The sequence below is a fragment of the Sutcliffiella sp. NPDC057660 genome (assembly GCF_042800035.1).
In the GTDB taxonomy this organism is placed as follows: Bacteria; Bacillota; Bacilli; order Bacillales; family Bacillaceae_I; genus Sutcliffiella_A.
In genome coordinates, this window is record NZ_JBHVHV010000005.1 from 68,640 (window position 1) to 81,183 (window position 12,544).

14 protein-coding genes are annotated in these 12,544 nt (G+C 41.5%); 3 read left to right on the forward strand and 11 right to left on the reverse strand.

The window, feature by feature from the left end; all coding sequences use genetic code 11:
- Position 1: 1 nt before the first annotated feature.
- Positions 2-937, reverse strand: a complete 936-nt coding sequence (locus ACFVAD_RS06525) for an AAA family ATPase (RefSeq protein WP_386637315.1) — start codon at positions 935-937, stop codon at positions 2-4.
- A 337-nt stretch (positions 938-1,274) separates the two neighbouring features.
- On the reverse strand, positions 1,275-2,066 hold the full coding sequence (locus ACFVAD_RS06530; RefSeq protein ID WP_386637317.1) for an ATP-binding protein: 792 nt from the start codon (positions 2,064-2,066) through the stop codon (positions 1,275-1,277).
- A 144-nt stretch (positions 2,067-2,210) separates the two neighbouring features.
- Here ACFVAD_RS06530 and ACFVAD_RS06535 point away from each other — a divergent pair, with 144 nt between their 5' ends.
- Positions 2,211-2,636, forward strand: a complete 426-nt coding sequence (locus tag ACFVAD_RS06535; RefSeq protein ID WP_386637319.1) for a DUF2621 domain-containing protein — start codon at positions 2,211-2,213, stop codon at positions 2,634-2,636.
- Positions 2,637-2,650: 14 nt separating this feature from the next.
- On the opposite strand, the gene ACFVAD_RS06540 is transcribed toward ACFVAD_RS06535, so the two are convergent.
- From ACFVAD_RS06540 to ACFVAD_RS06550, 3 genes are all read right to left on the reverse strand, one after another.
- Positions 2,651-3,145 carry a CcdC family protein gene (locus tag ACFVAD_RS06540; RefSeq protein ID WP_386637321.1) on the reverse strand — a complete coding sequence of 165 codons (495 nt, stop codon included), beginning with the start codon at positions 3,143-3,145 and terminating at the stop codon, positions 2,651-2,653.
- A 139-nt stretch (positions 3,146-3,284) separates the two neighbouring features.
- Positions 3,285-3,644: a response regulator gene (locus tag ACFVAD_RS06545; protein WP_386637323.1), complete on the reverse strand. Its 360-nt coding sequence runs from the start codon at positions 3,642-3,644 to the stop codon at positions 3,285-3,287.
- A 110-nt stretch (positions 3,645-3,754) separates the two neighbouring features.
- The gene (locus ACFVAD_RS06550) at positions 3,755-4,465 is read right to left on the reverse strand and encodes a cytochrome c biogenesis CcdA family protein (protein ID WP_386637325.1); all 711 of its coding nucleotides are present in this window, start codon (positions 4,463-4,465) and stop codon (positions 3,755-3,757) included.
- 230 nt (positions 4,466-4,695) lie between these two features.
- Between ACFVAD_RS06550 and ACFVAD_RS06555 the strand changes: the two genes are divergently transcribed.
- Positions 4,696-4,857 (forward strand): aspartyl-phosphate phosphatase Spo0E family protein, encoded by a 162-nt coding sequence (locus tag ACFVAD_RS06555; RefSeq protein ID WP_263629520.1) that lies wholly within the window; start codon positions 4,696-4,698, stop codon positions 4,855-4,857.
- Positions 4,858-4,954: 97 nt separating this feature from the next.
- On the opposite strand, the gene ACFVAD_RS06560 is transcribed toward ACFVAD_RS06555, so the two are convergent.
- From ACFVAD_RS06560 to sirA, 4 genes are all read right to left on the reverse strand, one after another.
- Positions 4,955-6,754, reverse strand: a complete 1,800-nt coding sequence (locus tag ACFVAD_RS06560) for an ABC transporter ATP-binding protein (RefSeq protein WP_386637328.1) — start codon at positions 6,752-6,754, stop codon at positions 4,955-4,957.
- A 3-nt stretch (positions 6,755-6,757) separates the two neighbouring features.
- Positions 6,758-8,506, reverse strand: coding sequence for an ABC transporter transmembrane domain-containing protein (locus ACFVAD_RS06565; protein ID WP_386637330.1), 1,749 nt, complete (start codon positions 8,504-8,506; stop codon positions 6,758-6,760).
- Positions 8,507-8,642: 136 nt separating this feature from the next.
- Positions 8,643-8,864 carry a YneF family protein gene (locus ACFVAD_RS06570; protein ID WP_386637332.1) on the reverse strand — a complete coding sequence of 74 codons (222 nt, stop codon included), beginning with the start codon at positions 8,862-8,864 and terminating at the stop codon, positions 8,643-8,645.
- Positions 8,865-8,955: 91 nt separating this feature from the next.
- Positions 8,956-9,387, reverse strand: a complete 432-nt coding sequence (gene sirA, locus ACFVAD_RS06575; RefSeq protein WP_386637334.1) for a sporulation inhibitor of replication protein SirA — start codon at positions 9,385-9,387, stop codon at positions 8,956-8,958.
- A 272-nt stretch (positions 9,388-9,659) separates the two neighbouring features.
- Here sirA and ACFVAD_RS06580 point away from each other — a divergent pair, with 272 nt between their 5' ends.
- The gene (locus ACFVAD_RS06580) at positions 9,660-10,157 is read left to right on the forward strand and encodes a YdcF family protein (protein WP_386637336.1); all 498 of its coding nucleotides are present in this window, start codon (positions 9,660-9,662) and stop codon (positions 10,155-10,157) included.
- A gap of 46 nt (positions 10,158-10,203) precedes the next feature.
- Here ACFVAD_RS06580 and tkt read toward each other — a convergent pair whose 3' ends face one another.
- The gene (gene tkt / locus ACFVAD_RS06585; RefSeq protein WP_386637338.1) at positions 10,204-12,210 is read right to left on the reverse strand and encodes a transketolase; all 2,007 of its coding nucleotides are present in this window, start codon (positions 12,208-12,210) and stop codon (positions 10,204-10,206) included.
- A 90-nt stretch (positions 12,211-12,300) separates the two neighbouring features.
- Complete coding sequence (locus ACFVAD_RS06590; protein ID WP_386637340.1) at positions 12,301-12,531, reverse strand: DUF896 domain-containing protein; 231 nt, start codon at positions 12,529-12,531, stop codon at positions 12,301-12,303.
- Positions 12,532-12,544: the final 13 nt, after the last annotated feature.

Below are 12,544 nucleotides of genomic sequence, written 5' to 3' on the forward strand. Positions count from 1 at the left end.
TCTAATTTGTCGCCTCCACTGGAACCGTCACACGCGATAACACTTCATTTAAGATCTGCTTGTTCGTTTTCTTCAAGGATCCTTCCATGGTAAGGACGATACGGTGGCTCAACACATATGTTGACATCTTTTTAACGTCCTCAGGTAGAACATATTCGCGTCCATTGATATATGCACTGCCCTGTGCAGCTCTCATCAGCGCCAATGTACCACGGGGACTGACTCCCACTTCAATTTCCTCATGGCTTCTGGTCTTATGAACAATTTCCAATATGTAATCTTCTACAACCGAAGATACTTTCACTTTTTTAACATCCTGTTGGAAATCTAAAATTTCATCTTTAGAAAATAGGGCAGTCAAATGCTGGATCGGGTCGTCCTCCCTGTAACGGTTCAGGATCTGCTTTTCTTCTTCAAATGTTGGATACCCCATATCAAGCTGAATAAAGAAACGGTCCATCTGAGCTTCGGGAAGAGGAAACGTTCCCTGTTGGGATTCAATTGGGTTCTGAGTCGCTACCACCATAAACGGACCAGGGATTGGAAGCGTCTGTCCATCGATCGTGACCTGGCGTTCCTCCATAACCTCAAGTAGACTCGATTGTGTTCTTGGCGTAGCACGGTTAATTTCATCCGCCAAAAGGATATTGGTCATAATGGGTCCGGGACGAAGCTCGAAGGTCTGCTCCTTAGGATTGAAGAATTGAATTCCTGTTACATCACTCGGCAAAACGTCAGGAGTAAATTGAATTCGTTTGAAATCCGCCTCCACCGTTTTTGCAAAGCTTTTGGCAAGCATTGTTTTCCCAGTTCCCGGAACACTCTCAAGTAGTACATGACCTTTATTAATTAATGCGTTGAATAGGAGCTCTACCACTTCTTCTTTTCCAATAATGACATCGGCCATCTTCCGCTTTAACTGTTTTACTGATTCCATTTTCCTAGCACCCCTTTTAGTTTTCTATCTATTTAGAATTATTTTACCATTATTTCTTGCAAAAAAAGACAAATTAACAAAAAATAGCCGATATTATTTATCTATTATTTTTATGAAAAGCAGTGGTTCTTAACGTGTCAAGGCAGTAAGGCAGGTACTCACGGGACGAAAAGGGGTGATTCTTACCGTGTCAGGGCAGCAATTCGGCCCCACACGGTACAAAAAACGATTAAAATACATGATTCTCCAAAGATGATTCTATTCATAAATAATCCCTCAATTTCCCCACAAAAAAACTCCACTAAGCAAGCTTAATGGAGTTTAATATGGTATATGCTTAATCTTTAAACATGGTCAAATCCTTTGTCCGATAGCTTTCAGGGGTGACTATGGAGATCAATTGATTTTGACTCATCTTATTTTTTATTCTGTCAGCTATTCTTTCGCCGTAACGTTTGGTTAAATCACCTGGGTGTATATTGGAAGTAAAGACGATACTTTTTCCTTGGCGTTGATTCAAAATGGAATAGATTGTCTGATCCACCCATTCACTGATCCGCTCCACTCCCAGGTCATCGAGGATGAGCACATCCACCTCTGCGATAGCCTTCATGAATCTGCTTTCGGAGTAGCCGGAGTCGTTTTCCCATGATGCGACAATGGTGTCCATCAGCTTGGGTACATCAAAAAACATGGCAGTAATGTTATTTTGTTTAAAATATTTATACAATCCGACTGCCAGATGCGTTTTCCCCCGTCCGGTCCTTCCGTAGAAAAACAGGTTCTCTTTTCCGGTAAACTGATCAAAGAAATCAATGGTACTCTCCAACGCTTCCCCTTGACTTGCATATTCCACTTTGAAATTTTCGAGTGTTGCACCCTCGAGTTCTCTTGGAACGATACAGAATTGTTCAAAGTATTTATGCTTTCTGCGTTTCTCCGCTTCCATTGTTTCTTGCGCCAAACGGCAATCACATTCATTTTCGAATTCCTGCCATTTCCCTTTGTTCTCGCCGCCAATAATCTGCATACGAACTCGTTTGACTTCCCTGTTGCATTTCGGACATACTCTAGAAGAGATGATTTCCGTCTTTCCCATATTCCCTATTACAGCTCCAATTTTTTTCAATGCGGCCACCTCCATATGACTGTGGGTATTATATTAAATGTATCGTTCATATTAATTTAAATAGTATCAGTGTTTTACTAGTGCAATTATAATAGTTTCGGGTATAATAATACAAGAATGTTAACGAGTTCGGAGGGAAAGAACATGTTAACCGGATGGTTTTTATGGTTAATTTTATTTTGGGTAGTGGCGATGGTTGGTTTGTTGGCCATTGGCGGATTTTTCATGTTTCGAAAATTTTTAAAACGTCTGCCAAAAGAGGACGGCTGGTCCGAATTGGATTGGCAGGACTATTATATCAAAGAAACGCGACACATGTGGCCTGAGGATTTAAAATCCCTGTTGGAGGAGCTCGTTTCGCCGGTACCGGAACTCTTTCGGGATATCGCAAGGCAGAAGATCGCAGGTAAAATAGGTGAGCTTGCCTTCAAAGAAAAAGCAACAGCCATTACAAGAGAGCATGTAGTCAGAGGGTACATCCTGGCAACTCCTAAACGGGATCACAAATTTCTCGTAAAAAAATTAAGAGATCTTAACATCGACCAAACCCCATATCAGCACCTATTCTAAAACGAAAACCTCGGTTAAACCGAGGTTTTTATCGTTGGCGGAAATTCCGCACTTTCAAGCTTCTTATATTTGATATACATAGCTATTCTCCACGGAACGATCATCCCAAAAGCCAGTAGCCAGAACATGCCTGTCAGCTCTCCGATGTCTATGGTCGTGCTTAACACCAGCTTCATCACGATCCGGATGACGAGCAGTCCCAATAGGATAAAAATGAATGCTTTCGAACGCTTCAAATAAATATCAGATTCCCTGATTTCGAATTTGGAGGTTTTAATCAAAAAGATGGAAAAAACCGCCCCTACAGAAAGCGCTTCGATAATTTGCAAGGAGCTCACCCGAAATTCAGGAAACAGAAACATTAATGCTCCCGAACTCATAAAGATAGGAGGTAAGATTATTTTTTTCACTGATGAAGGCCTTTTTGCCGCCTTCATTCTAATAAAGATGACTAGAAGAGCCATACATACAGCGAATATCGTAGATAGAATTGTTTGCACTAAGATCATCCCTTATTTTCACAACTTTTTCCCTTTACTATTATACCGAAAAAACGAAATAATAAAAGCGATTATCAAAACCCTTTATACATTCAGAAAAAAATAAACTGCCATTCAGCAAAAGCTTAAATGACAGTCTATCAGACTATTATCCTAGTACTCTCTTAACCGCTTCCAACACTCTATTCTCATCAAATGGCTTTACGATGAAATCCTTGGCACCTGCTTCTATCGCTTCCACTATTAAGCGCTGCTGCCCCATCGCTGAACACATGATGATTTTTGCTTTCGGAAACTGACGCAGGATTTCATGAACCGCATCTATTCCGTTCATTTCTGGCATGGTAATATCCATTGTCACGAGGTCAGGTTGAAAATCACGATAAAGTGAAACAGCCTCTCTTCCATTCTCGGCCTCCCCGACAACAGTGTGGTTGGCTTTTGTTAAAATGTTCCTAATTGTTAGCCTCATAAATTTTGCATCATCCACCACTAAAACATTAGCCACCGCAGAAATCCTCCTTATGTCCTATAAAAAAGTTTTTATTTTCCTATATATCCAATTTTACTTTACCCCTTTTAAGAGGCGTACGCAACTAAAAACTATAGTGTCTTAAATTAAAATCCTTGGAATCCACCGGTAATTCTTGTAAACCAGGCAATGATTTTTGTCATCCAGTTAAAGAACAGTAAAATACCCATCATAATCATCGCATAACCGCCGACTTTCATGATCAGCACATGATTACGTTTAATCCAACCTAGTTTTCCGATGAAAAATGATAGGATGAAGAATGGAATCCCAAAACCCAGCACATAAGCTGTCATATAGATGACACCTGAAGTCGGATTGGAGGCTGCCAAAGCCATTACGCTGATCAGGATTGGACCGGTACATGGCGTCCAGCCCGCAGCGAATGCCATCCCGATCAAGACGGTCCCGATAAAACCGGAAGGTCTGTTTTTAAATGAAAACTTCTTGTCCTGCATAAGAAACTTGGGTTGGAATACACCAAGTATCACAAACCCGAAAAAGATAATAAGTATTGCTCCTACTTGTCGGATCAGATTCTGATATTGAGTGAAAAATTCTCCGATGAAAGATGTACTGAAACCTAATGCAATGAAAATAATCGAAAAGCCTATCAGAAAGAATAACGTATGTAAAATGCTTCTCTTTTGCAGCATCCCTTTCTCATCTTTCAGTTCCCCCACCGACACACCGGTAATATAAGATAGAAACGCCGGATATATCGGCAGCGTACATGGTGAAATAAAAGATAAAAACCCTGCTCCAAACGCCAATAATAAAGTTACATCTGCTTCCATGCTATCACTACTCCTACACATTTATATCTTTCTTAATAGTATCAGATTCCATCCTTGTTAAATGCCTTTACTTTTAACATTCTATGACGAAAACATGACAATCTTGCACTTAACTTTTTCACTATTATGACAAACATTAAAGTACCATTAACTTGAAAATATTCTTTGAATTCCCTATCGGATTCTTGTATAATAATGATACGAATTGGAAGAAGAAAGGAAACCCAACATTGGCTACTAAACAGGAGATTTTACAACTGATCGAAAAAAAACGCATAGAGTTAATAGATATTGTTGCAAAATACGGAATGTCCTCTTCTAAAACTTTAAAGATAAGCCAGGAACTAGATATTCTATTAAATAAGTATAACCATTTAATTGTACCTAAATAATGATATTGTTACATAGTGAAAAGAACCATCAGCGGATTAATGGTTCTTTTCTTTTTTGACTTTGTCAATTGACACTATTGTTTCACTAAGGAGGCTTTTAAGAATGGCCCACTGCATCTTCCACTTTATCGGGTTGGCCGTTTTGGAGAAGATACATTTTATGGTAGAGGCCCTCTTGATTTAAGAGCTCCTTGTGTGTTCCCCTTTCCACTATCTCTCCCTGGTGGAGCACAAGTATCTGCTCTGCATCCTGTATAGTCGATAATCGGTGAGCGATCGCGATGGTGGTTCTTCCTTTTCTCATCTTTTCGAGCGCCGATGAAATCGCTTCTTCGGTTTCGGTGTCAATATTGGCGGTCGCTTCATCCAGCACAAGTATTTTCGGCTTAGTCGCAATGGTCCTTGCAAATGCGACAAGCTGCCTCTGCCCGCTTGAGAATGTCGCACCCCTTTCCACTACAAGCTGCTCATACTGATCCGGCAGTTTTCGAATAAAACTGTCAGCCTGGACAAACTCTGACGCTTCCACAATCTCTTCATCTGTAATAGTTGTATCATGCAATCGAATATTATGATTGATGGTACCATAGAACAGGAATGGATCCTGCAGTACCAACCCCATCTTCTTACGGAGTTCTGCATCCTCAAAATTGTTCAATGACACACCATCCAAAAGGATTTCTCCTTTTTCAAGCTGATAGAAACGCATAAGCAGATTGATGATCGAGCTTTTACCGCTTCCTGTATGCCCGACAAGTGCAACGGTTTCCCCTGGTTTCGCTTTAAAGGATACATTTTTGAGCACATCCCTTTTTCCGTCATAGGAAAAGGTCACATTTCTGAACTCGATTTCCCCTTGAAGGATCACAGGCTTTACGTCGGCTGGCAGGGCTGTGGGAGCCAATTCCTTTTCATCAAGCAAAGAGAATACTCGGGAAGCGGATACGATTGCCTGCTGATACATTGATAGCCTCATCATCATCTGGTTCACAGGTTCGAAAAAGCGCCCCAAGTAATTGACAAAAGCATAGAGAACACCAATTTCAATTACGTTGCCGATCGACGAAATCCCAAAGTAGCTTAACACCAGTATCAAAGAAAGCACATATACAAAATCGATTGCCGGGCGGAGTAATAGACCATCCAATTTGATGTTTTTGACTCCCGCCTGATAGTGGGCCTCATTGATTTCGGCAAATTCACGTCGAAGCCTGCGCTCCTGTCTGAACACCTGGATGATGGACATCCCCTGCAAGGACTCGTTAAGCTTTGCATTTAGCTGGCTGAGTCTTTCTCTCATATCGGCATAAAATCGCGAGCTGAAATGGCGGTAGGTTGCCATGATCCCGAAAATGACTGGGATGATCAGAAGGCAGAACATTGCTAATTTGACGTTCAGGAAGAACATGGCAAAAAATATTCCGATAAGGAAGACACCGTTCTGGACAAAGGTGGAAATGACACTTACAAACATGTCCTTGATGGCTTCTGTATCATTTGTCACTCGTGAAACGATGCTTCCGCCAGGTGTCTTATCAAAAAACTTCAAGCCAAGGCTTTGCACCTTCGAGAATATGTCTATCCTCAGCTCCTGTATTATTTTCAGTGATATCTCCTGAAACTTTAGTAGCTGGAAATAGGTGATAAATACCTTGAGTACAAGGATTCCTAAATATAGAGCTGCAAGGGATATGATAGGTCCCCTCTCCATCACCTGAGGTGTCAGGTAATCATCTATGAATACTTTGATGATCAGCGGACCTACAATTTCACCGATTGTTGCCAAAACCAATAAGGTGAAAGCAAAAATAAACTGCTTCGTATGCGGTTTAGTATAGGATAATAGTCTTTTAAGTACGATTCTCTGCTGTTTAGCTGTTAAGGTTTGATTGTTCATCTTTTAGCCCCCATGCTCCACTAGGGATTCCAATGCCTGTCGGTGGTACATATCTCGATACCAACCTTCTTCCTCCATCAACTCTAAATGCGTCCCCGTTTGGACAATTCTTCCATCATGCATGACCAAGATCAGATGTGCATGGCCGATTGCAGATAATCGATGTGAAGTGATAATGGTTGTTTTCCCTTGACGATTTTCTTTTAATGCGTGTAGGATGCTCTCTTCTGTTTTGGCATCCACCGCAGATAGGGAGTCATCCAGTAGGAGAATTTCAGGATCCATCAATAGCGCCCTCGCTATGGACAGCCGCTGCTTTTGCCCTCCGGATAATGATACTCCTCGCTCACCCACCATTGTTTGATAGCCGTCGGTGAACTGAATAATGTCCTCATGAATGTTTGCCAGTTTTGCAGCATGTATAATTTCTTCAAAGGATGCTTCCGGAACGGCAAAAGCGATATTATCCGCAATTGTTGCAGAAAACAGGAAATGATCCTGAGGTACATAGCCAATAGCCTTCCTTAAAGCTTCAAGAGAAAAGCTATAAGAAGAGTGTCCTCCTATCGTAATGTCTCCTTCCACACCATTGAATTCCCGGATTAACACTTTTAACAGAGAAGTTTTTCCGCTACCGGTTTTACCGACAACACCAAGCGTCTCCCCCTGTTTAAGTGTAAAGTGAATCCCCGTCAGGAGCGGCTCCGGTTCATTAGGATATGTGAATGTATTGACATTAAAAATGATATCGCCTGAAGGAACTTTCGTGTTGGGATCAGTTCCATCCAATATATCTACCTCTTCCTTTAACAGCGAAGAAACTCTATCATAGGATGCCCGTCCCCGCTCCACGATGTTGAATAGCCAACCAAACGCAAGCATTGGCCAGATCAACAAACCAAGATAGGTAGTGAAGGCAATAAGCTCCCCAATTGTCAGTTCCCCTTGCAGGACGTATTTTGAACCGAAAGCCATAGCCAGGAAAAAGGATATCCCGATAATCAACCCGATCGTCGGATCAAACAACGAATCAATTTTCGCTACCGTTACATTTTTCTTAACAACATCTTCAGCCTGCTTTTCAAACTCCTCGATATCCTCTTTTTCCTGTCCGAACGTTTTAATGACTTTTATACCATTTACGCTCTCCTGCACCTTATCATTCAGTGAAGAAAATGCTGCTTGAGCTTTATGGAAGGTTCGATGCAGCAGCGTTCCGTAGTAGTTAGTGGAAATCGCCATGAAAGGTAAGGGTATCAGACAGATAAGAGTAAGCTTCCAACTGATGGTTGTGGCCATGGCAATCAGCACGAATCCACCTGTCATGAAGGAGTCGACCAATGTCAGAACTCCGGCCCCTGCAGTCTGCTGAATTGCCTGCAGGTCATTTGTGGAGTGAGCCATCAGATCTCCCACTCTTCGTCTTTGGTAGAAACTCGGTGACATTTTTGTAAAGTGTTCATACAAATTGTTGCGCAATAACCTTGCCAACCTGACTGAAGGACCAAAGATCATGATTCTCCATAAGTACCTTAAAAAATATACAATGATTGCAGTCCCTAATAGGATAAGCATCAACTGCAAAATCAGGTCCTTTGTCAGTTCCCCTTCAGCGATATGATCGACCGTCATACCGACGATTCGTGGAGGGACGAGCTCCAACAGGGCAACAAGGGCCAGCATGAATACACCTGGTATATAGGACTTCTTTTCCAGTTTGAAAAACCACCATAAATCTTTAAATATACTCATCGTACTCCCCCGTTAACATTCTTACTTATCTATGTAATCAACTTAGATAGTTTAGCAAAAATTCTAATATTTAGGAAGATTATTTCATTAAATTAGCCAAAAGAAAAAGCACTCATTTGACTGAGTGCCCTATCGTTTATTTCATTTGTTGGTTGCTCATTGCTTTCATCATTTGGTTGATTTTCTTTTGGGATGGTTTCATTCCCATTTGCATCATCATCACGCGAAGCATTTGCTCATTAATCGGCGGGTTTTTCTTCAGGTAAGTCATCATGTACTTACGAGCGATGAAAAATCCTAGTGCAACTCCAGCAATCAAAGCCAGAACAATAAGCAAAATCCAAATCCAAGGTTGCATCTAACATTTCCTCCTCTAAACTATGTCTACCAATGTAGTGTACTAAACCAACTATCATTATACAACATTTTCCGCTAATTTTCTCTATACCCTAGACATATTTTCTCTGTTTTATCGGCTGCAACCAGCCAAACCGACCAGATTTGGTATCGATAGCGAGGAAGTATGGTGCCTGTTTTCTAATAACTTCAAAAAAGATCGCCTCTGCTTCAAAAGACCCAGAGGAGGACAGCTTCAAATATTTTTCAAAAATCGACAATTTAGCTATTGATTCTCTTTTTTCTATTTTGTGCTGATAGGATTGCGACTGGTAACCTTCTATTTGTTTCATGGAAGTTTCTAATGCCTGCTGGAGGGGGAAGGTCGGTATGGGGATGGTGATGTAATCGACCTGCTGCTTCACTACATCTTGAAGTTGATCCACTTGTTCATACTGCTGAAAGAGCTGAAATAATTTCAATTCATTGCCCGCATAATGCTTCGCAATTTCTTCCTCTATGAGATAGATCATATAATGGCGCAAACAAAACCCTCCTAACATCCTCTTTTATATTATTATAAGGAATGATAGAGGAAAGATTTGTCTGTTGATGGCGCGACTATTGACTATTTTTGTTGGAACTTGTCGAAAGCATCAATTCTGAACAATAAACTCCATTATCATGATACAATTTTAGGTAAATAACAAATAAAAGGACACATTTTATGAAAATACGAGGAGCAATAAAATTATTATTAATTGTTTGTTTACTTTTTGTTTTTTATAACGGATACAATATATGGTCTTTCAGCAAAATGAATGAGTTGGAGAAATCGGATGCCGCTATCGTACTTGGGGCTGCCGTCTACAACGGAACTCCTTCTCCAGTTCTCAGAGAAAGAGTGAACCATGCTATATGGCTGTATGAAAATGAGTACGTTGAGAAGATAATTTTTACAGGTGGAAAAAGCAGGGAGGACAGCCTTACAGAATCGGAAGCAGCAAAAGAGTATGCTAACAGTAAAAAGGTTGCATCCGGGGATATTCTTATAGAGGTAAATTCAAAAATTACAGAAGAAAACTTACTCTATGCTTTGGAAGTGGCAGAGGCTAATAAACTTAACACGTTTATTTTGGTCAGCGACCCCTTGCATATGAAACGAACTACTATGATAGCCGAGGACTTCGGAATGGATGTTAGATCATCTCCAACACAAACCTCCGCATATAAGACCTATAAGACCAAAATTCCATTTTTCTTTCGTGAATTATTTTTTCTAATAGCGTATAGAGTGACATTGCCTTTCCGCTGAATATACAAAAGAGCCATGCACGTATGCATGGCTCTTTTCAAATATATTAGTTATCCAATAGCGCCTTCACTCTAGCAACTACGTTCTCAGTAGTGAAGCCATATTCCTTCATGATTCTTTCTCCAGGAGCAGAAGCACCGAACGTGTTGATTGCGAGGATATCCCCTTCATCTCCTGTGTAGCGCTCCCATCCTAGTGGAGTTGCCATTTCGATTCCAAGACGTTTTTTCACATCTTTTGGCAATACGGAGTTTTTGTACTCCTTGGATTGCTGTTCGAAACGGTCCCATGATGGCATACTTACAACTGAAACATCGATGCCTTCCTGTTGAAGTGCAGCTTGAGCTTCTACAGCCAATCCGACTTCAGAGCCGGTTGCAAGTAATAATGCATCCGGAGTTTCCTTTTGTGCTTTGGAAATCACGTATGCACCTTTTTTCACGCCTTCTAATGCCGTCTCGCTTGTTCCCTTGATCGTAGGAAGATTTTGACGAGTCAATACAAGAGCAGTAGGTGTTTTCTCTGATTCCAATGCCACTTTCCAAGCAGCCGCAGTTTCGTTACCGTCTGCCGGGCGAATCACGGAAAGGTTCGGCATAGCACGCAAGGATGGCAGTTGCTCGATCGGCTCATGTGTAGGCCCATCTTCTCCAACCGCAATACTGTCATGTGTAAATACATATGTTACAGGCAGCTGTTGAAGTGCAGCCAAGCGAATAGCTGGACGCAGGTAATCGGAGAATACGAAGAAAGTTCCACCGTATACTTTTAGTCCACCATGCAATGCCATACCGTTTAACGCCGCACCCATTCCGAATTCACGTACTCCGAACCAGATGTTTCGTCCGCTGTAATCTTCCGGAGTGAAGTCCGCTTCGTTTTTAATATTCGTTTTATTGGAGCCTGCAAGGTCCGCAGAACCTCCAAAGAAATAAGGAACTTTTTTAGCGATTGCATTCAGCACTTCACCGGAGGAAGCACGGGATGCCAAGCTTTTCCCATCTTCATAAACTGGAATCTCAGAATCCCAGCCTTCAGGCAATTCGCCATTGATTGCCGCTTCAAGCTGCTGACCCAATTCAGGATATTTCGCTTTGTACGCATCAAATAGTTCATTCCAAGCCTCTTCAGCCTGTTGCCCTTTTTCAGCTACCGTTTCACGGAAATGCGCATATACTTCTTCCGGAACATGGAAATCTTGTTCAAACGTCCATTTGTATGCTTCTTTTGTTAGCTTCATTTCATCGGCTCCAAGTGGTGCTCCGTGAACATCAGACTTACCGGAAAGATTCGGGGAACCAAATCCAATAGTCGTTTTCACTTCAATCAGTGTAGGTCGATTAAGGTCGCTCTTCGCTTCTTCCACTGCCGCCGCAATCTCTTCCAGGTTATTTCCGTCCTCAACACGGATGACCTGCCAGCCATACCCTTTGAAACGCAGTTCTACGCTTTCAGAGAAGGAACGGTCGAGATCACCGTCAAGAGAGATATCATTGGAATCATAAAGAACGATAAAACGTCCCAGCTTCAAGTGGGAAGCAAGGGATGCTGCCTCACCAGAGACACCTTCCATCAAATCGCCGTCTCCACAAATGCTGTATGTAAAATGATTGACCAATTCCATATCTTCTTTATTATAAGTTGCTGCAAGATGACGTTCGGCCATTGCCATTCCCACACCCATTGCAATACCCTGTCCAAGTGGACCAGTCGTTGCATCTACACCTGCAGTGTGGCCGAATTCAGGATGTCCTGGAGTTTTGCTGCCCCATTGACGGAACTCCTTCAAGTCATCCATGGATAGATCATATCCGCCTAAGTGCAATAGGCTGTATAACAGCATGGAGCCATGACCAGCAGATAATACAAAACGGTCTCTGTTGAACCAGTTGGGATTGTTTGGGTTATGGTTCATGAATTTTGTCCAAAGGGAATAGCCCATAGGAGCAGCCCCCATCGGCATACCAGGGTGGCCAGAGTTCGCTTTTTCGATTGCATCGATAGATAATGTACGAATTGTGTTAATGGAAAGTTGATCTATATTGTGTGTCATCAATTCCATCCTTTCTTTTTATCTGATTTTTTATTGGAAAAATTATATTTTATCATAAATAGTATGTTCCAATGTTCTGAAAAAAAGCGATTAATGCTTTAAATTCTTTTTTGTTTCCTTTAGCTTCTCTGGTGTAACATCATTGCCCTCCGGATCTACAATGGTCACGGATTGCAGCGTGTTATCCATGGAAGCACGAAAAGTCTTGATATATTCTTCACGAAGCTTTTTTTGCTCAGCAGCTTCTTCCATTGAAAGACCTTCTGCTTTGGATTTCTTTGATAATGCATTAATTCTTGCGATTTTTTCTTTTGATAGCATGTAAAACCCTTCT